General features: G+C 60.3%; 22 protein-coding genes. 19 read left to right on the forward strand and 3 right to left on the reverse strand.

The annotated features are described in order from the left end of the window. Positions 1 to 636: a 2,3-bisphosphoglycerate-dependent phosphoglycerate mutase gene (locus tag AAE029_RS23755; RefSeq protein ID WP_371075366.1), complete on the forward strand. Its 636-nt coding sequence runs from the start codon at positions 1 to 3 to the stop codon at positions 634 to 636. Positions 637 to 796: 160 nt separating this feature from the next. On the opposite strand, the gene phnF is transcribed toward AAE029_RS23755, so the two are convergent. Next, positions 797 to 1,534, reverse strand: coding sequence for a phosphonate metabolism transcriptional regulator PhnF (phnF, locus tag AAE029_RS23760; protein ID WP_371075367.1), 738 nt, complete (start codon positions 1,532 to 1,534; stop codon positions 797 to 799). Between the two features lie 84 nt (positions 1,535 to 1,618). On the opposite strand from phnF, the gene phnG reads away from it, so the two are divergent. The 15 genes from phnG (at position 1,619) to AAE029_RS23835 (ending at position 14,654) form a co-directional block, all read left to right on the forward strand. Next, complete coding sequence (phnG, locus tag AAE029_RS23765) at positions 1,619 to 2,095, forward strand: phosphonate C-P lyase system protein PhnG (protein WP_371075368.1); 477 nt, start codon at positions 1,619 to 1,621, stop codon at positions 2,093 to 2,095. Further along, complete coding sequence (gene phnH / locus AAE029_RS23770; RefSeq protein ID WP_371075369.1) at positions 2,095 to 2,703, forward strand: phosphonate C-P lyase system protein PhnH; 609 nt, start codon at positions 2,095 to 2,097, stop codon at positions 2,701 to 2,703. Before phnG ends, phnH begins: the two co-directional genes overlap by 1 nt. A gap of 4 nt (positions 2,704 to 2,707) precedes the next feature. Next, positions 2,708 to 3,817: a carbon-phosphorus lyase complex subunit PhnI gene (locus AAE029_RS23775; RefSeq protein WP_371075370.1), complete on the forward strand. Its 1,110-nt coding sequence runs from the start codon at positions 2,708 to 2,710 to the stop codon at positions 3,815 to 3,817. A gap of 142 nt (positions 3,818 to 3,959) precedes the next feature. Continuing rightward, positions 3,960 to 4,862: an alpha-D-ribose 1-methylphosphonate 5-phosphate C-P-lyase PhnJ gene (locus AAE029_RS23780; protein ID WP_371075371.1), complete on the forward strand. Its 903-nt coding sequence runs from the start codon at positions 3,960 to 3,962 to the stop codon at positions 4,860 to 4,862. Next, complete coding sequence (phnK, locus tag AAE029_RS23785) at positions 4,859 to 5,635, forward strand: phosphonate C-P lyase system protein PhnK (RefSeq protein WP_371075372.1); 777 nt, start codon at positions 4,859 to 4,861, stop codon at positions 5,633 to 5,635. The genes AAE029_RS23780 and phnK overlap by 4 nt, the downstream gene beginning before the upstream one ends. Before the next feature lie 16 nt (positions 5,636 to 5,651). Next, complete coding sequence (gene phnL / locus AAE029_RS23790; RefSeq protein WP_371075373.1) at positions 5,652 to 6,362, forward strand: phosphonate C-P lyase system protein PhnL; 711 nt, start codon at positions 5,652 to 5,654, stop codon at positions 6,360 to 6,362. Beyond that, entirely contained in the window at positions 6,359 to 6,976 is a 618-nt protein-coding gene (locus tag AAE029_RS23795; RefSeq protein WP_371075374.1) for a DapH/DapD/GlmU-related protein, read from the forward strand. The genes phnL and AAE029_RS23795 overlap by 4 nt, the downstream gene beginning before the upstream one ends. A gap of 233 nt (positions 6,977 to 7,209) precedes the next feature. After that, complete coding sequence (gene phnC, locus AAE029_RS23800) at positions 7,210 to 8,064, forward strand: phosphonate ABC transporter ATP-binding protein (RefSeq protein ID WP_371075478.1); 855 nt, start codon at positions 7,210 to 7,212, stop codon at positions 8,062 to 8,064. A gap of 93 nt (positions 8,065 to 8,157) precedes the next feature. Next, positions 8,158 to 9,063, forward strand: a complete 906-nt coding sequence (gene phnD, locus AAE029_RS23805; protein ID WP_371075375.1) for a phosphonate ABC transporter substrate-binding protein — start codon at positions 8,158 to 8,160, stop codon at positions 9,061 to 9,063. 75 nt (positions 9,064 to 9,138) lie between these two features. Continuing rightward, positions 9,139 to 10,098: a phosphonate ABC transporter, permease protein PhnE gene (phnE, locus tag AAE029_RS23810; protein ID WP_371075376.1), complete on the forward strand. Its 960-nt coding sequence runs from the start codon at positions 9,139 to 9,141 to the stop codon at positions 10,096 to 10,098. A 7-nt stretch (positions 10,099 to 10,105) separates the two neighbouring features. After that, positions 10,106 to 11,446, forward strand: coding sequence for a phosphonate ABC transporter, permease protein PhnE (phnE, locus tag AAE029_RS23815; protein ID WP_371075377.1), 1,341 nt, complete (start codon positions 10,106 to 10,108; stop codon positions 11,444 to 11,446). Between the two features lie 226 nt (positions 11,447 to 11,672). Beyond that, a complete protein-coding gene (locus AAE029_RS23820; protein WP_371075378.1) occupies positions 11,673 to 12,368 on the forward strand; it encodes a DUF1045 domain-containing protein in 696 nt (231 codons plus the stop codon). An 11-nt stretch (positions 12,369 to 12,379) separates the two neighbouring features. Next, positions 12,380 to 13,519: an alpha-D-ribose 1-methylphosphonate 5-triphosphate diphosphatase gene (locus AAE029_RS23825; RefSeq protein WP_371075379.1), complete on the forward strand. Its 1,140-nt coding sequence runs from the start codon at positions 12,380 to 12,382 to the stop codon at positions 13,517 to 13,519. Further along, positions 13,516 to 14,112, forward strand: a complete 597-nt coding sequence (gene phnN / locus AAE029_RS23830) for a phosphonate metabolism protein/1,5-bisphosphokinase (PRPP-forming) PhnN (protein ID WP_371075380.1) — start codon at positions 13,516 to 13,518, stop codon at positions 14,110 to 14,112. The genes AAE029_RS23825 and phnN overlap by 4 nt, the downstream gene beginning before the upstream one ends. 35 nt (positions 14,113 to 14,147) lie before the next feature. Next, a complete protein-coding gene (locus AAE029_RS23835) occupies positions 14,148 to 14,654 on the forward strand; it encodes a GrpB family protein (RefSeq protein ID WP_371075381.1) in 507 nt (168 codons plus the stop codon). Here AAE029_RS23835 and AAE029_RS23840 read toward each other — a convergent pair whose 3' ends face one another. Both AAE029_RS23840 and polA read right to left on the reverse strand, forming a co-directional pair. Beyond that, the gene (locus AAE029_RS23840; RefSeq protein ID WP_371075382.1) at positions 14,655 to 17,084 is read right to left on the reverse strand and encodes a DNA translocase FtsK; all 2,430 of its coding nucleotides are present in this window, start codon (positions 17,082 to 17,084) and stop codon (positions 14,655 to 14,657) included. Positions 17,085 to 17,271: 187 nt separating this feature from the next. Continuing rightward, on the reverse strand, positions 17,272 to 20,286 hold the full coding sequence (gene polA, locus AAE029_RS23845) for a DNA polymerase I (protein ID WP_371075383.1): 3,015 nt from the start codon (positions 20,284 to 20,286) through the stop codon (positions 17,272 to 17,274). 402 nt (positions 20,287 to 20,688) lie between these two features. Here polA and AAE029_RS23850 point away from each other — a divergent pair, with 402 nt between their 5' ends. From AAE029_RS23850 to AAE029_RS23860, 3 genes are all read left to right on the forward strand, one after another. Then, positions 20,689 to 21,105 carry a MarR family winged helix-turn-helix transcriptional regulator gene (locus tag AAE029_RS23850; protein ID WP_371075479.1) on the forward strand — a complete coding sequence of 139 codons (417 nt, stop codon included), beginning with the start codon at positions 20,689 to 20,691 and terminating at the stop codon, positions 21,103 to 21,105. Positions 21,106 to 21,310: 205 nt separating this feature from the next. After that, positions 21,311 to 22,699 (forward strand): dipeptidase, encoded by a 1,389-nt coding sequence (locus tag AAE029_RS23855; protein WP_371075384.1) that lies wholly within the window; start codon positions 21,311 to 21,313, stop codon positions 22,697 to 22,699. Positions 22,700 to 23,149: 450 nt separating this feature from the next. After that, positions 23,150 to 23,887 (forward strand): SH3 domain-containing protein, encoded by a 738-nt coding sequence (locus AAE029_RS23860; protein WP_371075385.1) that lies wholly within the window; start codon positions 23,150 to 23,152, stop codon positions 23,885 to 23,887. The last annotated feature ends 29 nt before the right edge of the window (positions 23,888 to 23,916 follow it).

Here is a 23,916-nt window from a genome sequence, read left to right on the forward strand (position 1 = left end):
ATGAGCGGAACTCTCGTCCTCGTTCGCCACGGCCAGAGCGAATGGAATTTGAAAAACCTTTTCACCGGATGGAAGGACCCGGGCCTGACCGAACTCGGCATTCAGGAGGCAGAGGCGGGCGGGCAGGCCCTCGCCGACTACGGCATCAAGTTCGACGTCGCCTTCACATCCGTTCTCAAGCGCGCGAAGGACACCTGCAGCATCGTCCTCGAAAAGGTAGGCCAGCCGAATCTGGAGACGATCTTCGATCAGGCGCTCAACGAGCGCGACTATGGCGACCTTTCCGGTCTCAACAAGGACGATGCCCGCGCCAAGTGGGGTGAGGAACAGGTCCATATCTGGCGCCGCTCCTACGACGTCCCGCCTCCGGGCGGCGAAAGCCTGCGCGATACCGGTGCCCGCGTCTGGCCCTACTACATGACCGATATTCTGCCCCGCGTCCTATCCGGCCAGAAGGTTCTGGTTGCGGCCCATGGCAACTCGCTGCGCTCGCTGGTCATGGTCCTCGACAGGATGACGAAGGAAGACATCCTGAAGCTCAATCTCGCGACGGGCGTTCCGATGGTTTACAAGCTGAAGGCAGACTCCACCGTCGCTTCCAAGGAAGTGCTCGGCGATATGTCTCACGCTCACTGAGCGAAAACATCGCTCTAAAGCCTGTCGCATGAAAAGAAATTCACGCGATAGGCTTTAGCTGGTTGTTTTTCATGCATGTCGTTGCCGAAAAACCGCTGCACACTTTTTGCGCGACATGCATTCGTCCGACCGTCCGATCGGACGAGGATGATGTTTCGAATCAATTTTCGATCGTGAACTGCACTCGGTCGGCAGCGAAGCGACTGATGGAATATTGGACCGGCACGCCGTCCAAATCCGTATTCATGGAGCGGGTAATCAGCACGATGGCGCCGGGGGTCAGCTCCAGATCGGCGAGATCGCCGGCATCGGCATGGGCGGCGGTAATTTCCGTTGTCGCGCGCACGTAATCAGGCAAACCCAATTCGCGAAATGCCTTGGTAATCGATCCGGTCCGGCGATAGCTCTCTCCGATTCCGGCGAAACGATCCGCCGGAAACCAGTTCGTCGCACGCGAAACCGGTCGCAGATCCGCCTGCCCGACGGTCTCCATGCGAATGAGTGCGGTCCCTTCCGGCAATTTAAGCCAACGGGCAATTTCCGCAGTCGCCTTCTCTTCGGCAAGCCCCAGGAGAACGCTGCGAGCCTCCCGGGCCTGGTCGCCGATCCCCTGTGAAAACCGGGTGCGCCGCGTGATCGGAAAATTCAGCCGTTCCTTCCGCTCTATCAGCGTACCGCGCCCTTGTACCGCACGCACGATTCCTTCCTGCGCCAGAGCCGCAAGCGCGCTTCGAACCGTGTGGCGATTGACGCCGAATTGCACTGCGAGCACCGTTTCAGGTGGCACCATGCCAGTTTCGTCATAGGCGCCCTTGCCGATTGCCTCACGAATTCGATCGGCGATCTGGCGCCAAAGCGCCACGCCCGTTTGTCTTTGAACCTGTTTCAGCCCCATCATGTCACACGCTTGTCATGCCCCAGATTTATGGATAACTTATCTTGTATGGTTGTCTATATCAATAGACATTTCGAGGATCTGGCGATGAAATCGGACAGAATGAGTGGAACCCAGGCTCCGGCTATACCGGAGCGCAAGCGCGCAGCCGACCTTCTGGCGCGCGCCACGAAAGAGGAACTCGCCCATGCCTGGGCGCAACTGGCGGAAAAACCCGAGGTCCAGCTCGTACGCGGGCCGGAGACGGGTCTGGTGATGGTACGCGGCCGCGTCGGTGGTGGCGGCGCGCCATTCAATCTCGGCGAGGTCACCGTGACGCGGGCCACCGTCAGGCTTTCGTCCGGTGCGATCGGCCATGCGCAGGCACTCGGCACCGATCGGGAAAGGGCGCGACTTGCAGCCGTCTTCGATGCGCTCTGGTCCAAAGACGATACGCGCAATTTCATCGAAGAGTCGCTTCTGTCGACGATAGCGGGACGGATAGCGGTCGATGACCGCAAAAGGGCTGAGGAAACCGCGGCCACCCGCGTCGATTTCTTCACCATGGTACGCGGAGAAGACTAATGGGCCTCAAGACCGAAGCCTTGACCGGTGGCTTTACCGAACCGGTCTTCCAGGCGCAGAGCGTGTTCCGAATGATGATGGACGGAATGGCGCGCCCCGGTACGATCCAGACGATCGTACCGGATGTCGCTCCGCCTTCACCTCTCGGCATCGCCGCCGGTGCCATAGCGCTTTCCCTTTGCGATCACGACACGCCGGTCTGGCTTTCGGCCACCCTGGCAAAGTCGGCCGTGCCCGACTGGCTGGCTTTTCATACAGGTGCACCAATAACGCAGGAAAAGGCCGAAGCCCGATTCGCCTTCGTCGAAAGCGGGGGAACGCTTTCCTCCTTCGGACTGTTTGCAGCCGGAACCCAGGAATATCCCGATCGTTCGACGACGATCATCATCGAGATGTCCAGTCTCGAAGGCGGCCGTGAACTTGCACTGCAAGGGCCTGGTATCGCGAGCGTGCAAGCCATTGCGCCCGTCGGCCTGCCGGAGACTTTCCTGCGTCTCTGGACCGAGAACCGCACCCTCTTTCCGCGGGGCATCGATATCGTCCTGACTGCCGGGCGCAGGCTCATCTGTTTGCCGCGTACCACGAAGATCACCGCAACGGAGATGTGACCTTATGTATGTTGCCGTCAAAGGGGGCGAGGCCGCCATCGCCAATGCCCATCGTCTGCTCGCCGACCGCCGTCGCGGTGATCGTTCACTGCCGGCAATCGGCATCGACCAGATCGTGGCGCAATTGGCGCTTGCGGTCGATCGGGTGATGGCCGAAGCCTCGCTCTACGACAGGACGCTTGCGGCGCTCGCTGTTCGGCAGGCCCGCGGCGACATGATCGAGGCCATCTTTCTGCTGCGCGCCTATCGCACGACATTGCCGCGCTTCGGCTATTCGAGGCCGCTCGATACGGCCGCAATGAAGATCGAGCGTCGCATTTCCGCCACTTACAAGGACCTGCCGGGCGGCCAGCTTCTCGGACCGACCTTCGACTATACCCACCGCCTTCTCGATCCGTCGCTGCTTGCCGACGAGGCCGTCGAGCAGCCGGCCCAGAAGGAGGCCGAGAGCGGCCCTATCATGCGCGTGGCGGAAATCCTCAACCAGGAGGGTCTGATCGAGTCCGATGGCGATCTCCCGGAAGATCACGAAACCGGCGACCTTACACGCGAGCCCATGGAATTCCCGATGACGCGCGATCTTCGCCTGCAGGCGCTCGCCCGCGGCGATGAAGGCTTCCTTCTCGCGCTCGGTTATTCGACGCAGCGCGGCTACGGGCGCACCCATCCGTTCACCGGCGAAATCCGCATCGGTGAAGTGGAAGTCGAATTCGACGTTCCGGAACTCGGCTTTACGGTTTCACTTGGCACGATCCAGATCACGGAATGCCAGATGATCAATCAGTTCAAAGGCTCTGCAAAGGTCCCGCCTCAGTTTACCCGCGGCTACGGTTTGGTCTTCGGCCAGAGCGAACGCAAGGCTATGGCCATGTCGCTGGTCGACCGCGCATTGCGCGCCGAGGAACTCGGCGAGGACATCACGGCCCCGGCGCAAGACGAGGAGTTCGTCATTTCGCATTCCGACAATGTGCAGGCCACGGGATTCGTCGAGCATCTGAAACTGCCGCACTATGTCGACTTCCAGGCCGAACTCGACTTCGTGCGCCGGATGCGGCGCGAATTCGAAGAGGCTCGCGATAGCGGACTGGATGGTCTGAGGGAAGCTGCGGAATGAACTCGACACCCTCAGTCACGGTCCTTTTCGGCATACCAGTAAGCACAGCCGACGCCGGTTCCGGCCAGAACCGCCATGAAGATGATGATCAGAGTGCCGATTTCCATCTCGGTTTCCTCCTGATAAAGAAGGACAACGCCTAATGTCTTTGGAAGTTTCACAAGACAACGGTCTCGCAACCTATAATTTTGCCTATCTCGACGAACAGACGAAGCGGATGATCCGCCGCGCGATCCTGAAGGCGATCGCCATTCCCGGCTATCAGGTGCCTTTTGCCTCGCGCGAGATGCCGATGCCCTATGGTTGGGGTACCGGCGGCGTGCAGGTAACGGCCTCGATCATCGGACCCGAGGATGTGCTGAAGGTCATCGACCAGGGCGCCGACGACACGACGAACGCCGTCTCCATCCGCGCCTTCTTCCAAAAGGTCGCCAACGTTGCTGTCACGACGCATACCAAGGATGCGACGATCATTCAGACGCGCCACCGCATTCCGGAGGAGAAACTCGGTTCCGGCCAGGTCCTTGTCTATCAGGTGCCGATTCCGGAGCCTCTGCGCTTCCTCGAGCCGCGTGAAACAGAGACGCGCAAGATGCATGCGCTCGAGGAATATGGCCTCATGCATGTGAAGCTCTACGAGGACATTGCCCGCAACGGGCGCATCGCCACGACCTATGCCTATCCGGTGAAGGTCAACGGCCGATATGTGATGGATCCCTCGCCGACGCCGAAATTCGACAATCCGAAAATGCACCGTTCTGAGGCGCTTCAGCTCTTCGGCGCCGGGCGCGAAAAGCGCATCTACGCCGTGCCGCCCTATACCGATGTCGTCAGCCTCGACTTCGAAGATCATCCCTTCGAGATCCAGCGCTTCGGTAAGCCCTGCCCGCTCTGCGGCGCAGAGGACGTCTATCTTGATGAGGTCATTCTCGATGACAAGGGCGGCCGGATGTTCGTCTGCTCCGACACCGATCACTGCGAAGATCGCCGGGCCCACGGCCATGCCGGCGAAATGTTGGCACCCGGAAAGGAGGCAGCCGAATGAGCGAAGCACCGCTTCTGAAAGTCCACGATATCTCGAAGTTTTACGGCGGCCGCATCGGCTGTCAGAACGTCTCCTTCGAGCTGTGGCCGGGCGAAGTGCTCGCGATCGTCGGCGAGTCCGGCTCCGGCAAGACGACGCTTCTGAATTGCATTTCCACGCGCCTGATGCCGACCACCGGCAGCGTCGAATACCATATGCGCGACGGCAGCTATCGCGATCTTTATCACATGAACGAGGCGGAACGACGCTTCCTGATGCGCACCGACTGGGGCTTCGTGCATCAGAATCCTGCTGACGGGCTGCGCATGACCGTATCGGCGGGCGCCAATGTCGGCGAGCGACTGATGGCGATCGGCAACCGCCATTACGGCAATATCCGCTCGACGGCGATCGACTGGCTGGAGCGCGTGGAGATCGATGCCGACCGCATCGACGACCAGCCGCGCGCCTTCTCAGGCGGCATGCGCCAGCGCCTGCAGATCGCCCGCAATCTCGTAACCGGCCCGCGCCTCGTCTTCATGGACGAGCCGACAGGCGGTCTCGACGTCTCCGTGCAGGCACGCCTGCTCGATCTGGTCCGCGGCCTCGTCCACGATCTCGGGCTCTCCGCCATCATCGTCACGCACGATCTCGCCGTCGCCCGTCTGCTTTCGCATCGCATGATGGTGATGAAGGACGGCCATGTGATCGAGCACGGTCTGACCGACCGGGTGCTCGATGATCCGCGCGAGCCCTATACGCAATTGCTCGTGTCCTCGATCCTACAGGTTTGAACCGGAAAGATACGCCATGGCTACGCCCCTCGTCGTTTCCGAAGTCTTCAAGAGCTTCACCATGCATTTGCGCGACGGCATCCGCCTGCCGGTCGTCGCCGATGTCTCCTTCTCGGTCGCAGCCGGCGAATGCGTTGTGCTCGGCGGTCCTTCCGGCATCGGCAAGAGTTCGCTCTTGAAGATGATCTACGGCAACTATGCGGTCGATTCCGGACAGATCCTGATCAGCCACCGGGAGCGTATCGTCGATCTGGCCAAGGCCGATCCACGAACGGTGCTCGACGTCCGCCGACGGACGATGGGCTATGTCAGCCAGTTCCTGCGCACGGTCCCCCGCGTTGCGGCAATCGATGTCGTTGCCGAACCGCTGGTGGCGCGCGGCGAAGAGGCCGGAACCGCCCGTGAAAGGGCGGCAACCTTGCTTTCGAGACTGAACCTGCCGCAGGATCTCTGGCAATTGCCACCGGCCACTTTCTCCGGAGGCGAGCAGCAGCGCGTCAACATCGCTCGCGGCTTCATCACCGATCACGTCATCCTGCTGCTCGACGAACCGACCGCTTCTCTCGATGCGACCAACCGTGCCGTTGTCGTCGGCATGATCGAGGAGAAGAAGAAGGCGGGCGTGGCCCTGCTCGGCATCTTCCATGACGAGGAAGTCCGCGAGGCCGTTGCCGACCGCATTCTCGATGTCAGCCAGTTTTCTCCCAGAAAGGCAGCAGTTGCATGAGCAAGCAACTGGGCGAACAGCCCCTGATCCACCCGAGCGCAACCGTGAATAACTCCACCCTCGGCCGCTATACGGAAATTGCCGACCGATGCCGCATCGATGAAGCGGAATTCGGCGATTACTCCTATATCATGCAGGACGGCGCTGTCTGGTGCGCCACGATTGGGAAATTCGTCAACATCGCCGCAGCGGTGCGCATCAACGCCACCAACCATCCGACGTGGCGCGCAACGCTGCATCATTTCACCTATCGCGCGGCCAATTATTGGCCGGATGCGGATATGGAAACTGATTTCTTTAGCTGGCGTCGACAGAACAAGGTTGTTATCGGCAACGATGTCTGGATCGGCCATGGCGCCACGATCCTGCCGGGCGTCACCGTCGGCAACGGCGCCGTGATCGGCGCGGGTGCGGTCGTTTCAAAGGATGTCGCCCCCTACACGATCGTCGGCGGCGTGCCTGCCAAACTCATCCGTGAGCGATTTACGAAATCGGTCGGCGAACGCATGGATCGGCTGGCCTGGTGGGATTGGGATCACGCCAGATTGCGCGATGCGCTCGACGATTTTCGGGTCCTTTCCGCCGAAGAATTCCTTGTGCGGCATGGCGCCTGAGTGTCCTGCCGCTGAATCACGATGATTTTGAGTCGACTCGACCCAAGATCATGAAACGTGATCGATTCTAAGAGGTTAGATCGAGATTCGGCCGGAAAGCCGCACACACCTTTCCTCATCCCGCTCTAGCCCCTCAATTGTGACAATACTTACACAAATCTGACATTTGAGCTTCACGAAGCGGGTCTAATGGCTTCGTCGACGCAGGGGTAAATTGCGAAAGAGAGAGCATGATGTTCGAGCTGAAGAATGTCACCCGCCGCTTCGGAAACAAGCTTGCAGTTGACTCTGTTACGCTCGACATTCCGCAAGGCCAGATGGTTGGCATCATCGGCCGTTCCGGCGCTGGAAAATCCACGCTTCTGCGGATGATCAATCGCCTCGTCCAGCCATCGTCGGGGTCCATTCATTTCGGCGGCGTCGAAGTTTCGAAATTGCGTGGTCACGCCTTGCGCGCCTGGCAGCGCGACTGCGCGATGATCTTCCAGCAGTTCAATCTCGTTGCACGCCTCGACGTATTGACCAATGTCATGCTCGGTCGCCTCAACCATCGTCCGACCATGCTGAGCCTCCTCAACATCTTCAGCCATGAGGAACGCGTCAACGCCATCGCTGCGCTCGAACGCCTCGGCATTGAGCAGACGGCGCTGCAGCCGGCAGGCACGCTCTCCGGCGGACAGCAGCAGCGTGTCGCGATCGCCCGTGCCCTGATGCAGAATCCCAAGATGGTGCTTGCCGACGAGCCGATCGCCTCACTCGACCCGCTGAACGCCAAGATCGTCATGGATGCGCTGCGCGACATCAACGAGCGCGAAGGCATCACTGTCATCACCAATCTTCATACGCTGGATACAGCACGCAACTACTGCGAACGGATCGTCGGCATGGCGAACGGCCGCGTGGTCTTCGACGGAGCGCCGGGCGACCTCACGGTCGACGCCGTCAGGGAAATCTATGGCACCGACCGGGATGGCTCGGGGATCGACGAAACCATGACGTCGACCAGCATCAATATCACCGACACGTCTGCGCCCGTCGCGGCAAGTGCATCTGCCAACGTGCAACCGCTGGCAATGGCCGGTCTCTGAGAGGGGCGGCCGGATCGAGTTGCCCGCGTTAAGGGCACCCTTCTTCGTAACAGGAAGACACGCCGGGGACACCGGCACATCAGGAGAGAACTCATGTTGAAGAAAGCCCTCTTTGCAGCCACGGCGCTTCTCGCGCTCACCGGCGCTGCCGCTGCCGAAGACATCAAGGAATTCCGCATCGGCATTCTCGGCGGTGAAAACGAAACCGACCGCCTGCGCAACTACGCCTGCCTCGCCGACCACCTGAAGGAAGCCTTCGGTTTCGAGAAGGTCTCGCTCTTCCCGGCTGCCGACTATGACGGCGTTATCCAGGGCCTGCTCGGCGGCACGCTCGACTTCGCCGAACTGGGCGCTTCCGGCTACGCAGCCGTTTACCTCAAGGACTCGAAGGCTGTCACTCCGATCCTGACCACGCAGCAGGCTGACGGTTCGACCGGCTACTACTCGATCGGTCTCGCCCGCAAGGATTCCGGCATCAAGACGATCCAGGACGCCAAGGGCAAGAAGCTCGGCTACGCCGATCCGGACTCCACCTCCGGCTATCTCGTTCCGCTGACGCAGATCCCGAAGACCACGGGCGTTCCGAACGACCAGTTCTTCGCCTCGACCCAGTTCAACGGCGGTCACGAGAACAACCTGCTTGCAGCCTATGACGGCAAGGTCGACGTGGCCGTTGACGACTCCTCGGGCATCGGCGATTTCATGGACGGCTACACCTCCGGTACCTTCCGCAAGGAAGTCGACAAGGGTGCCGTCGACCCGAACCTGCTCGTCGAAGTCTGGCGCTCGCCGCTGATCCCGAACGGCCCGCTCGTCGTCCGCAACGCTCTCGGCACTGAGTGGCAGACGAAGCTGACGGACTTCTTCATGAAGCTTCCGGCTAACGATCCGAAGTGCTTCGCTGCCGTCGAAGGCGGCGACTACAAAGGCTACGCTCCGGTCAAGCCGGAATTCTACAACGCCATCATCGACGTTCGCAAAGCTGCTATCGGCGGCTGATCGGCATGATCACCACAGGGCGACCGGCAACGGTCGCCCTCTTTTTATTTGTCTTCTGTCCGAGCGGAACGATCCATGACATTTGCTCATCCCCAGCCGGAACTGCAAGGCTCGCACGCGATCGGCGAAGCGTGGCGCAAGCTGGTGGTACGGCGCCGGCTCTATACCGGCTTCGGTCTGCTCGTTCTCCTCATAGCCTTCGTCAGTTCCGTTCGCTTCGCTGACGAGAGCAATGCAGGTCATTTCTTTGATCGCCTGCCGCATCTTTTCGACTTCCTGAGCTGGCTCATTCCGAAGGACTGGAACGACGTTTGGCGGGCGCTGTTCGACATTGCAAGCCCGAATGACAAGGGCGGCGAAGAGTTCAATTTCGCCAAGGGTCGCGTCTATGTCTGGGGCGACTACTACATTCCCGAATATTTCGAGCTGATGATCATCACGATCAACGTCGCAATCGTTTCGACGATCATCGCCTTTATCTTCGCCGTGCCGCTCAGCTTCCTGGCCGCACGCAATCTGGCGCCGTCCGGGATTCTGCGCGTCGCTGTCAAGCGTTTCATGGAATTCCTGCGCGCCTTTCCGGAAATCGTGATCGCCGGCCTTTTCTCGGCCATCCTGTCGATCGGGCCGGTCGCCGCCATCATCGCCGTCAGCCTGCATACGATCGGCGCGCTCGGCAAACTCTTCTTCGAAGTGATCGAGAATATTGACATGCGCGCCGACGAGGGCATCAGGTCGGTGGGCGCAACATGGACCGAACGGGTGCGCTTTGCCGCCCTGCCGCAGGTGCTTCCGAACCTCACTTCCTATGCGCTGCTGCGCCTCGAGATCAACGTCCGTGCCTCGACCATCATCGGTGCGGTCGGCGGCGGCGGTATCGGCGAGGAGTTGAAGCTTTCCATCTCGCGCGGCTTTGGCGCAAAAACGGTGGCGCTCGTCCTGCTGTTGTTCATCACGATCGTCGCCGTCGATCAATTCTCCGCCTGGTTGAGGCGCCGCCTCGTGGGCGAACACGCCTTCCTTCTGCAACACTGAGGATGCCATGACGCTCGTCGACGCAAGCCGCGCACAATCGATCGAGGAACGCTTTCCGGAGGTCTTTCATCGGCCGTTCCTCAAGCGCTTCGGCCCGCTGCTGACACTCATTGGAGTCATCCTCTACGGCATCTACGCCGTCTGGTTTTTCGATCTTCCCAAACTCGTCGCGGAAGCCCATTGGGAGCGCTTCGGCATCTATATGAGCCAGTGGGTCAGCTACGACGTGCAGCCGGAATTCCGCATTTCCGGCGACGAGATCGATATAAGGTATCCGCGCTTCTCGCCGCTTGGCGACAATCCGAACCCGGATTGGGTGAAGCGCGATCCGGATGGTTCGATTATCGTCGCTGTCAGTGGTACCGGCCGGTCGGTCACGATCAGCAAGACTGAGACGACGTTGACCGCGCATGGTACGACCGTTGTCGTCGACATGTCCGGCGAGCACCCGAAAGTTCAGGGCGAGGCGCCCTACTGGATGACGGTCTACGACACCAATGTCATCGCCAATATGGGCTTTGCCGGTGACGTCAGCATCTCGGCCAACCGTGTGAAGGTCCGCAAACGTTTTCTCGGCTGGGCCAACTTCGTCTTCGATACGCATTCGCCTTTCTTCGACAAGCCGGTCGGTGAAGTCGTGAGCCTCATCGTTTCGGGACCGGAGTTGAAGCCCGGCACGTCCAATCTGGCGCTGGCCTTTGACAATATCTGGAACAATTCCGCATGGCAGCACGGCGACGTCTGGACGAAGCTCTTCCAGACCATCGTCATGGCCTTTCTCGGCACGCTGCTCGGTTCCGTCGTCGCGTTCCCGCTGGCCTTCCTGGCCGCACGTAATATTACGCCCAACCGTTTCGTCAACCAATTGCTGAAGCGCTTCTTCGACTTTCTGCGTTCCGTCGATATGCTGATCTGGGCGCTGTTCCTCACCCGCGCTTTCGGTCCCGGACCGCTGGCCGGCAGCGGCGCGATCTTCCTCACGGAGACCGGCACGCTCGGAAAGCTCTATTCGGAAGGATTGGAGAATATCGACGATAAGCCGCGTGAAGGCGTGCAGTCGACCGGTGCTCCCAAGCTACTCGTGCATCGCTACGCCGTCGTACCGCAGATCGTCCCGGTTATCGTCAGCCAGACGCTTTACCAATGGGAATCGAATGTGCGTGGCGCCACCATCATTGGTGCCGTCGGCGCGGGCGGTATCGGCCTGAAGCTTTGGGAGGCGATGCGGACCAACGCCAACTGGGAAAACGTCGCATATATGGTCATCCTGATCCTGATCGTCGTCTTCCTGTTCGATACGGCCTCCAATGCGCTGCGCTCACGCTTGATAGGACCGAAGGCACATTAGAAGGTTTTTCGTGCGTTCCTTTGAATACACGGCACTCCAACATGTCTTCAGGTCTTCCGACCGTCGATTGCAATTGTGGGATTATATGCCCTAAAAAGGTGGTATCGCAGGCGCCGCCATCATCATTCTGTCATGGAAATCTTTTAGCGCAGGCGTGCTTGCGGCTTGCCGCCAAATCACTGCACATTGCGCTCCCCGTTCTGGAAGATTTCCAAGGATATCAGCCTTGCGCTACGCACTCTATTTCACGCCGCCGAAGGATCATCCTTTGACCGGACTGGCAGCCCGTTGGCTCGGTCGCGACGCCTTTACCGGAGAGGCATTTCCTGCCTCCGATCACGAAAACCTCAGTGCTGAAAAACAGTACGACCTGACGGCCGATCCTCGCCGCTACGGCTTCCACGCAACGCTCAAGGCGCCATTCGAGCTTGCGGCTTCGGTCACCGAGCAAGATCTCATGGCGGTTGTGCACGATTTTGCCGCGCGCACGCACGCCTTCGAGATCCCAGAACTCGTCCTCGGCCAGATCGGTCATTTCTTCGCCCTCGTTCCGGGCTCGCTGCATGCCCCCCTTCAAAATTTCGCTGCAACCGTGGTAAAGTCCTTCGAGCCGTTTCGGGCAGCGCTTTCGGACGCCGATGTCGCGCGTCGCAAACCGGAAAAGCTGACCGAAAGCCAGAGAGCCCATCTCATGCGCTGGGGTTATCCCTATGTCATGGACGATTTCCGTTTTCACATGACACTGACGGGTCAGGTGCCGGAGGAGCATGCGCCGGCGATGAAATCGATCCTGACCCGGCGTTTCGCCGATTTTACCGGGCGGCCACTTGCCGTTTCCGGGCTCGCCGTCTTCGTCGAGGAGATGCGCGGAGATCCGTTTAAAGTTCACTCCTGGTTGCCGCTCGCAGGCGCCACAAGCTGAAAGATCGCACGATGACCAAAGAGACCGTCTTTTCCAACGCTCGCATCGTCCTCGAGGATGATGTCATCACAGGTTCCGTCCTCGTCCGTGACGGCAGGATCGCCGACATCTCCGAGGGCAGCTCGAGGCTTGGCGAGGATTTCGAAGGGGACTATCTGATTCCCGGCCTCGTCGAGCTGCACACCGATCATCTGGAGGGCCATTACCAGCCACGTCCCGGCATCCGCTGGAACAAGACGGCGGCGATCCAGGCCCATGACGCGCAGGTCGTTACGTCAGGAATTACGACCGTATTCGATTGCCTGCGCATGGGCGCGGACGAGGACGGTGGTTTTGCCGATGGTGAAATGCGCGAGATGGCCGATGCGATCCAGGCCGCAACCCGCGAAAACCGGCTTCGCGCCGAGCATCTGATCCACCTGCGCTGCGAGGTTTCGGCAGACAACGTTCTCGAGCATTTCGAGGGCTTCAAGGCCGACCCCTATGTCGGGCTCGTCTCCCTCATGGACCACGCGCCCGGCCAGCGCCAGTTCCAGACGATGGATCAGTATATCTTCTATTACCAGAAGAAGCGTGGCCTGAGCGACGAGGAATTTGCGCGTTTCGTTGCCAGACGACAGGAAGAATCAGCGCGAAACTCCACGCCCCACCGCAACGTGATTTCCAAGCTCTGCGCCGAGCGCGGCATTACGGTAGCAAGCCATGATGACGCGACGCTCGACCATGTCGAGGAGGCGATTGAGAACGGCGTGCGTCTTGCGGAGTTTCCAACCAGCGTCAATGCCGCCAGAGCCTCACACGAGGCTGGCATGAGCGTGCTCATGGGCGCGCCCAATATCGTGCGCGGCAGGTCGCATTCCGGCAACATCGCCGCCCGCGATCTCGCCGAATTGGGCGTGCTCGACGTGCTTTCGTCGGACTACGTGCCGTTCAGCCTTCTGCATGCGCCGTTCATCCTTGCCGACGAGGTCGAAGGCGTGAGCCTGCCGAAAGCAATCGCCATGGTAACCGCGACACCGGCGCGCACGGTCAGCCTGAACGATCGCGGTCGCATCGCGACCGGTCTGCGTGCGGATCTGGTGCGTGTCCATCACGAGCAGGGCGTGCCCGTCAGCCGCTCCGTATGGCGTGAAGGACGGCGTGTCGCATGATGATTGTGCAGGATCCCGCAGGCGCGGAAGCAGGAACGATGGTCGTCGTAGTCGGGCCGAGCGGTGCCGGCAAGGATACGCTGATGGCGCTGGCCGCACGGCACTTCGAGGGCCGAGGTGACGTGCATTTCGTTCGCCGGGTCATCACCAGGGATGACGAGGCAGGCGGCGAGGATCACATGGCCGTTTCCGAAGGAGGCTTCGAGGCCATGGAGAAGGCCGGCGCCTTTGCCGTCACCTGGGAGGCCCATGGCCTGCGCTATGGCATTCCCGCCGAAGTATTCGAGCCGTTGAGCCACGGGCACCTAGTCATTGCCAACGGTTCGCGCTCCGTGCTTCACCGGTTCCAGGCGACCTTCCCTCGGCTGAAAGTGATCAACGTTACGGCCCGGCCAGAAATCCTTGCAAGCCGTCTGGAGGCTCGTGGCCGTGAGACGCACGAGGACATCATGGCGCGGCTCGCTCGTGGTCCCTTGACCGTCCGTGGCGAATATGACGTTACCGAGATTGACAACAGTGGTTCACTCGAGGAAGCCGAGCGCAAGATCATCGACGCCCTGAGTGGCTTTCTATCAGCCGAGCGCCAAACTTGATGGTCGGCTATCAAAGGCGCGACAAGGGACACGGCATGCGAGAGATCAGGATCGTTGACTACGATCCCGCCTGGCCCACGCTGTTCGAAGCGCTGGGCGACGAGCTCGCAGCCTTGTTAGGAAACCGATTGCTGGCGGTTCATCATATCGGCAGCACTTCCGTACCGAACCTGCCGGCGAAGCCGAAGATCGACATGGATGCGGTCATCGTTTCGCATGACGTGCTGCCCGAGGCGATCGCTCTGGTAAAGGCGGACAACTATGTCTTCCATGGGGATCCCTATGGCGGAGGCCGCTGGATATTCACCCGCGACCACGAGAGGCATGGTTTCCGCCTCTATCTGTGCGGACCCGACAATCCTGCCCATCGCGATCGGATCCTGTTTCGCGACTATCTGCGACAGCACCCCCAGAGGGCGCAAGCATATGCAGACCTCAAGCGCCGCCTCGCCGCTAGAGCCGACGGCGACTGGGATTTCTACACCGGCGGCAAGAGCGCGTTTGTTGCTGAGACCCTCGTTCTGGCAGGCAGGTCAGGCTGACTATTCTCCGTCGCTTCTGCCGGAAATGATCTCGCGTTTGCCGACATGGTTGGCCGGCCCGACGAGCCCTTCCTTCTCCATGCGCTCGACGAGCGAAGCGGCCCGATTGTAACCGATGCCGAGGCGGCGCTGGATATAGGAGGTGGAGCACTTCTTGTCGCGCATCACTACCTTGACGGCCTGCTCATAGAGTTCGTTGCCGTCTTCGGAGGCAATCGCCCCCTTGTCGAAGACCGCGCCGCCTTCTTCCGCCTCTTCTTCCTCTTCCTCGTCGGCCGTGACCGTGTCGAGATATTCCGGCCGTCCTTGCGTCTTCAGATGCGCCACGACCTTTTCCACCTCGGCATCCGAAACAAAGGGACCGTGGACGCGTGAAATCCGTCCGCCGCCCGCCATGTGAAGCATGTCGCCCTGGCCGAGGAGCTGTTCGGCGCCCTGCTCGCCGAGGATGGTGCGGCTGTCGATCTTCGACGTAACCTGAAAGGAGATGCGGGTCGGGAAGTTCGCCTTGATCGTGCCGGTGATGACGTCGACCGAGGGACGCTGGGTCGCCATGATCAGATGGATGCCGGCTGCGCGGGCCATCTGAGCGAGACGCTGGATCGCGCCTTCGATCTCCTTGCCCGCGACCATCATCAGATCGGCCATCTCGTCGACGATGACGACGATATAGGGCATCGGCGTCAGATCCATTTCCTGCTGTTCTTCGATCGGCGCGCCGGTGCCCTTGTCGAAGCCCGTCTGAACCATGACATGGATCGTCTCACCCTTTTCTCGAGCAAGCGCGACGCGGCCGTTATAGCCATCGATGTTGCGCACGCCGAGGCGTGACATCTTTCGATAGCGCTCCTCCATCTCGCGCACCGCCCATTTCAACGCCATCACCGCCTTCTTCGGATCGGTAACGACCGGCGTCAGAAGATGTGGAATGCCGTCATAAACGGAAAGCTCCAGCATCTTGGGATCGACCATGATCAGGCGGCACTGCTCCGGCGTCATGCGATAAAGCAGCGACAGGATCATCGTATTGATCGCGACGGACTTGCCGGAACCGGTCGTTCCGGCGACCAGCAGATGCGGCATCTTGGCAAGCTCGGCGATGACAGGCTCGCCGCCGATGGTCTTGCCGAGCCCGAGCGCCAGCTTGTAACCGCTCTTTTCGAAATCCTGGCTTTCGATCATTTCGCGGAAATAGACGGTCTCGCGTGTGGCATTCGGCAGCTCGATGCCAATGACATTGCGGCCGGGCACGACCGCGACACGGGCCGACAGCGCCGACATGGACCGGGCGATATCGTCGGCGAGACCGATGACCCGCGAGGATTTCACACCTGGGGCCGGTTCGAATTCATAGAGTGTCACGACCGGGCCGGGACGGACATGGATGATCTCGCCCTTGACGCCGAAGTCCTCCAGCACACTTTCCAGAAGCCCTGCATTCTGCTCCAGGGTCTCTTGCGACATGATCTCGCCGACACGCTCGACGGGCTCCTGCAGCAGCGTACGCGGCGGAAACTCATAGCCCGAGGCGGTGACGTTTGCCGAGGGCTTCGCCCGGGCGACCGGCTGCGGCACACGGTCGGGCGGCACAAAAACGGGCTGGACAGGCGGTATCGGAGCCCGAACGGGCATCGGCGCGATCGGCGGCGCCCTTCCGAAATCTGGCTTCGGCTGCTCGACCGCAACGGCGGCCGCAGGGGGACGCGGAGCGCTTTTCATGGGTGGTGCGGCCACCGGTGCCACTTCGATCGGTGCGACGACGGCATCGACCGCCTTCCTGCCGGGGCGCCATTCCACTATGCGGAAACGCGCGGTGATCGAGTCGAGCGCAGGCTCGACTTTCGGACGTGCTACCGGCGGAAGTGCTGCCGACGGGATTCGAATCGGCTCGGCGCGCTCCTCCTCGAAAGCCATTACTTCCCAGAAAGCGGAATCCGAGATGGAGGAAAGACCCGACACGGCACGAAAGGACGACTTCTGATTTAGCATGCTGACGGCAATCGCCTGGAGTTGCTGATCGACTATGGTCCCGGATTCCGTGACCACCGGTTCGTTCGAAGCGTGAGAGACCGGCTCGGCCTCCGGGAGATAGATATCGAACGGCACATCAATCTGTATGGGGCCGCGTGCCTCCATCTGAATAGCCTGCTTTTCAACCTGAATGGGAGGCTGCGTGACGATCGTTTCTTCTTGAATAGGCGGGTCTTCCAGCACCGGCTCGGGCGCGGCCTCCTGCGGAGGACGGCGCCTGGTTATCAGGCTTTCCGGGGTCCGGGTGAAGCGCACATTCGGCGCGAGCGAAAAATTGCTCTGCCAGAGCGGAGCGGGTATTCGTTCTCCAGCCTCCTCTGAGATCTCCTGTGGATCTTCCGCCTCGTTACCAGCGGTAAAATCCTCGGCACCCGTCAAATTGGTTCTGGGAAAACGCATTCGATCCGCTACTCACTCATGATTAGCAACTATTGACCTCCCCCGGCTTAGAAAAGGAAGGTTAATAAGTTCCTTCCGAGCGTGCCGGAAGAGGACATCGGAACTGGGTCTGGAAGACCCGAATTGCGAGCCTTTTCCTGCGCTTGCGGTCGTTGGAAAAAATCTTCGTCGTGGAGGGGAGAGACGCTTAGTGCGCCTCGTCCCAATTGGTCGCCGCGCGAGCATCGACCTTTAGCGGCACCCGCATGTCGAGAGCGGGCATGGCGGCATTTTCCATGACCGAAACGATGATCGGCATGGTTCTTTCGACGTCGGCATCCTCGACCTCAAAGATAAGCTCGTCGTGGACCTGCAGCAGCATGCGCACGCGTTCCAAAAGGCCTGCCTTTTTGAGCGCCGGCTCCATCTTGACCATGGCCCGGCGGATGATGTCGGCGGCAGATCCCTGGATCGGAGCATTGATGGCCGCCCGCTCGTTGAAGGCGCGAACCGACGGATTGGACGAGCGGATCTCCGGGTAGTGCGCGCGCCTGCCGAAGATGGTCTCGACGTAGCCCTTGTCGCGGGCAGAGGCCTTCGTGGTTTCCATATAGTCACGGATGCCGGGGAAGCGTTCAAAATACTTCTTGATGTAATCGCCGGCTTCCGAGCGCTCGATCGAAAGCTGGTTGGCGAGACCAAAGGCGGAGATGCCGTAGATGATGCCGAAATTAATGGCCTTGGCGCGGCGGCGCACCTCGCCCGGCATTCCGTCCACCGGCACGCCGAACATTTCGGAGGCCGTCATGGCGTGAATATCGACACCGTCGGCAAAAGCCTGCCGCAGTTGCGGAATGTCGGCGACATGGGCAAGCACGCGAAGCTCGATCTGGCTGTAGTCCGCCGAGACCAGCTTGTGGCCTGGCGTGGATATGAAGGCGGTGCGGATCTTGCGGCCTTCGATCGTGCGAACCGGAATGTTCTGAAGATTCGGCTCGGAGGAGGAAAGCCGCCCCGTGGTGGTCGATGCCAGCGCATAGGATGTATGCACCCGCTTCGTTTCGGGATGGACATAACCAGGCAGCGCATCGGTATAGGTCGATTTCAGCTTGGTGACCTGGCGCCAGTCGACGATCTTGCGCGGCAGCTCGAATCCGGCAGCGGCCAGGTCTTCAAGCACTTGCGCCGAAGTCGACCATTGTCCGGTCTTCGTCTTGTTACCGCCGGCAAGTCCCATCTTGCCGAAAAGAATATCGCCGAGCTGCTTCGGCGAACCGATCGTGAAGCGCTCGCCGGCAAGCGTATAGATCTCATCCTCGAGTGCGGCAGCACCCTGAGCCAGTTCTCCTGAAAGGCGCGAGAGGATCTGCCGGTCCACCGTAATGCCGCGCTCTTCCATGCGTGCCAACACCGACACAAGCGGGCGCTCCAGCCGCTCATATACGGCCGAGAGCCCGGCGGCAGCAAGCCGCGGCTTCAGCACCATCCAGAGCCGGAGCGTCACGTCGGCGTCCTCGGCCGCATAATGGGTTGCCCGCTCGATATCGACCAGATCGAAGGTGACGTTCGCCCGTCCACTGCCGGCAACCTCCTTATAGGTGATCGGCTTGTGGTTCAGCCATTTTTCCGAGAGCGAGTCCATGCCGTGCGCGCCTACTCCGGCGTCAACCACATAGGACATCAGCATCGTGTCGTCGAAACTCTTCGTCTCGACACCGTACCGCTTCATCAGGAGGTAGTCGTATTTCAGGTTCTGGGCGACCTTCAGGATCGACTCGTCTTCCAAAAGCGACTTCAGCCGTGGCAGGGCATCGCGCATCGGAATCTGGTTTTCGACAAGCCCGCCGCCAAGCAGATCCCCGACACCGTTCTTATGGCCGAGCGGCACATAAGCCGCCCGTATCTTCGTGCCCGACGGGTTCTCCGCATTGTCGGCAATCGCCATGGAAAAGCCGACCAACTCCGCCTGCATCGCATCGAGCGAGGTCGTCTCGGTGTCGAAGGCGACAAGGCCTGTCTCGCGGGCATCAGCAATCCATTGGTCGAGCGTCAGCAGGTCACGGATCGTCACATAGCCCGAATGATCGAACGGCAGCGAAGCAAAGGCCTCGGCGCGCGTCTTGGCAAGGTCGGCCGGTGCTGCCGCATCCCCACTCGCCACGCGAAATTTGGAAACCGCCAGCACCGGAACGGAAGGGCCTTCGATTTCGGCAACAGCTCCGGCGACGGGCGCAGCTTTGGCTGGCGCAGTTCCCGCTACGTCGAGATCCGGGCCGTGGGCAGACGCTCCCCGTTCGATTTTGAGGTCGACGGGCTCGATGGCGCTGGCGTCACAATTGCAGGCCTGCGCGACACGCCGCGTCAACGAGCTGAATTCCATCGCCTTCAGGAAGCCGATCAGCTTTGGACCGTTCTGCGGCTCCAGCACCAATGCGTCAAGGTCGAGTTCCAGCGGGACATCGGTCCGCAACCGCACGAGTTCGCGCGACAAACGCGCCATTTCGGCATTGGCGATGATCGTCTCGCGCCGCTTCTGCTGCTTGATCTCGTCTGCACGCGCCAGCAGAGTGTCGAGATCCCCGTATTCTGCAAGGAGCTGCGCCGCCGTCTTCGGCCCGACGCCGGGAATGCCCGGGACGTTATCGATCGAATCGCCGGTCATGGCCTGCAGGTCGATCATCTTGTCGGGTGTGACACCCCACTTTTCGACCACGTCCGGAATGCCGATCTGCTTGTCCTTCATGCTGTCGTACATGTGGACGTTCGGCGTGACGAGCTGCATCAGATCCTTGTCTGATGAAACGATGGTGACGTCGGCGCCGATCCTCTCCGCCTGGTGCGCATAGGTGGCGATGATATCGTCCGCTTCGAAGCCTTCCGTCTCGATGCACGGCAGGTTGAAGGCACGCGTCGCTTCACGGATCAGGCCGAACTGCGGGATCAGCTCTTCCGGCGGCTCGGAACGATTGGCCTTGTAGGCGTCATAGATATCCTTGCGGAAAGTCTTGGACGAATAATCAAAGATGACGGCGAAATGCGTCGGGGTAACGCCCACGGACGTGTCACGCGCATCCGTCAGAAGCTTCCAAAGCATATTACAGAAACCGGAGACTGCTCCGACGGGAAGCCCGTCGGATTTTCGCGTCAGCGGAGGTAAGGCATGGAAGGCCCGGAAGATGAAACCGGAACCGTCCACGAGGAAGAGATGATCGCCTTTTTTCATGGCAGCATGGATAGCGCGGGCGTCCTTCAAGGTCCACACAAAGTTAGGCGCTCGAATGGATTCAGCCTCACTGAATTGTTACCGATTTGTAACAGTCGGTTTTGGCCCCCTCCCTTGAAAAACCACATTCGAAAGCACATTTCATTGTTACCGGCGCTTCATTACGCCGAGGGTCTGATGACCGGCCTGTCCCCCGCCGCATCAGGCTTGGACAAAGGCCTTATCCCCTCTCCGGGCCTTTGTCCCCAATTAGAGCCGCCATGGTCCACCTCCAGACCGTGGCGGCTTTCTTATATGGGCCTCAACCTTTGAAGTTACCGCATCGTCCCGATAGATCGCTTGCGATTTATTGATTGTTTCGTCCCAAATTTAGGCTTATCTAAAATCATGGGATTCAGGCGGATAGACTCGGCAGCCTACCTCGCCAGCCAGATGGCGAAAGGTTTTGCCCGCTCGTTGCATCAACGGGCGGTCGGTCTTGGCTTTTCGCCCGGTCAGTTCCCTATCCTGCTCGAACTATGGGCCGAGGATGGGCTGACCCAGAAGCAACTTCTGGAGCGGGTTGATATCGAACAGGCGACGATGGCCAACACGCTCTCACGCATGGCAAGGGATGGCTTGATCGAGCGTAGACCGCACCCCTCCGACAAGCGGGCGCAGCTTATATTCCTGACGGAGAAGGCCTGCGCCATGGAAACGGAGGCGATCAAGGCCGCCCTGCAGGCCGATCACGACCTGTTCAAAGGTTTTCGCAGCTTTGAGCGCGAACTGCTGATGGAATATATACGCCGCGTCATCGAGAACGCGAAGAGACTTTGATTTCGGCCCTCGGGGTAATTCGGTCATTGGATGGCAAATGGGGCAAAATTGGCGCAGGATTTCGATAGCCGGCTGCCGAGCAGGTAGCTGCCGATCCGCCCCTCACGCCAAGTAACCATAAATTGCATCGATGATCCTCCTTTCGGCCTCGAAACGGGATGAGCTTTGGTCTATCGTCCCGACCAAAATCACGAAGGAGTCGCAGATGACGGACGTATCACCGGTGCTTGAACGCGCGGACAAGAACCTGACTTCGAGCCTGGACAAGCTCTTCGAACTGATGCGGATCAAATCGATCTCGACCGATCCCGCCTACAAGGCGGATTGCCGCGTGGCGGCCGAATGGCTGACGGCTTATCTCAAATCGCTCGGCTTCGATGCGTCGGTGCGCGAGACAGCAGGCCACCCGATGGTGGTGGCGCATCACGCGGCTGCGCGCCCCGATGCGCCGCACGTGCTTTTCTACGGACATTATGACGTGCAGCCGGTCGATCCGGTCGCGCTTTGGGAAAACGATCCGTTTACCCCTGAAATCAAGGACATGGGCGAGGGGCGCAAGATCCTGACGGGACGGGGCGCTTCCGACGACAAGGGCCAACTCATGACCTTCGTCGAGGCCTGCCGGGCCTATAGGGAAATCAACGGCGCGCTTCCCTGCCGCGTCACCATTCTCTTCGAGGGCGAAGAGGAATCCGGCTCGCCGTCGCTAAGGCCTTTCCTTGAAGCCAATGCCGCCGAGCTCAAGGCCGACTACGCGCTCGTCTGCGATACGAGCATGTGGGACAGAGACACGCCCGCCATCGCCGCAGCGCTCCGCGGCCTCGTCGGCGAGGAAGTCATCGTGACTGCCGCCGATCGTGACCTTCATTCCGGCCTTTTCGGCGGCGCTGCCGCCAATCCGATCCGCATCCTGGCCGATATCCTCGCCGGCCTTCATGACGAGACCGGCCGCATCACACTTGAAGGCTTCTACGAAGGCGTCGAGGAGACGCCCGACAATATCAAGGCATCATGGGAGACGCTCGGCCGCACGGCGGAGAATTTTCTGGGTGAGGTCGGTCTCTCCGTGCCATCAGGCGAAAAGGGCCGTTCCGCCCTGGAGCTGACCTGGGCTCGGCCGACGGCCGAGATCAACGGCATCTGGGGCGGCTACACGGGCGAGGGCTTCAAGACCGTAATCGCCGCCAAGGCTTCGGCCAAGGTTTCCTTCCGTCTCGTGGGGCAACAGAATCCGGCCGCAATCCGAGAAAGTTTCCGCGCCTATGTGCGCTCGAAGATCCCGGCCGACTGCTCCGTCGAGTTTCACGCGCATGGCGCTTCGCCAGCTATCCACCTCTCCTACGATTCGCCGCTGCTGACAAAAGCCAAGACAGCACTTTCCGATGAATGGCCGAAGCCTGCGATCATCATCGGCATGGGCGGTTCAATCCCGATTGTCGGAGACTTCCAAAAGATGCTCGGCATGGAATCGCTGCTCGTCGGCTTCGGGCTCAGCGACGATCGCATCCATTCGCCGAACGAGAAATACGACCTCGCATCCTACCACAAGGGCATCCGTTCCTGGATTCGGATCCTCGATGCGCTGACCGCCTGACAAAAGCGCGTCCGAGTGAGAAGTGATCAACAAAAAGGCCGGATCGAACCGGCCTTTCGTTATCCACCTTCACAGCAGTGCCAGTACATCCGTGGTCAAAGGGAAAGCGGACGTCGCAGCCGAGAGTGGTCCGGAAAGATTAACATTGCCTCTATCCTTCCTCGACCGCATCATGGAAGGAAGCTCACACGCCGAAGCGTGCTCGAGGTTCCACCGGCTACGTGATCTTCTGGCATAAAAGTCGGTGCTTCTCTTCCCCATTTCAAGCCCTGACACAACTTTCCGGCGTTCAACCTAGGTTCAGGCGAGGTTTGGTAAGCTGTTCCATGAAAAATAAGGAGTGCCTTACCAAAGCGAAAGGCTACTCCATATTACAGGATTACAGGCTCAGGGATGCCGGCATGCGACGAATCGCGATGCAAGGCGCCCGAAAATCAAGGAGTAACCTCGTTGAAAAGAACAGTTCTAGGCGCTTTCGTGACCGGCGCGCTCATGCTCGTGCCGGCGATCGTGCAGGCGGCGCAAGGCTATGCGACCGCTGATGTCAACATGCGCTCGGGGCCAAGCACGCGATATCCTGCCGTCACAGTCATTCCGGCCGGCGAGTCGGTCGAAATTCATGGCTGCCTTGCGGAGGTCCCATGGTGCGACGTGGAGTTCTATGGCGGTCGCGGCTGGGTAGCCGGCCGATATGTCCAGGCGGTCTATCGGCAGCGGCGCGTCTATGTCGAGCCCGACTATTATCGTCCGCTTGGAATACCAACGGTCGTTTTCAGCGTCGACAACTACTGGGATCGCTACTATCGCAACCGCGACTTCTATCGCGACCGTGATCGTTGGCGTCGCGGATCCTATTATGGACGGGACTACGGGGATCGTGACCGCGATTTCTATCGCCGGGATGACAACTGGGGACGGGACTATGGGCGGCGCGACGATGAGTGGCGCTTTGACAACCGACGTGACGACGACTGGCGCCGCGCCGAACGCAGGCGGGACGACAATGATCGCAGGCGAGACAACGATAACAATGACCGGCAGCGCGTAGAGAGCCCGCGGACGGAGGAAGTAAGGGAGCATTCACGGGACAGCGAGCGCAGAGTTCAGAATCCGCACCTGGAAAGGATGATTCGGGAGGGCTCAAGTCCGAGGTCGCCACGCTGCACGCCGGATAACGCGCCCTGCTGAGACATCAAGGTCGGAAAGGGCGACCAAAG

This window comes from Sinorhizobium sp. CB7 (genome assembly GCF_041357635.1).
In the GTDB taxonomy this organism is placed as follows: domain Bacteria; phylum Pseudomonadota; class Alphaproteobacteria; order Rhizobiales; family Rhizobiaceae; genus Rhizobium.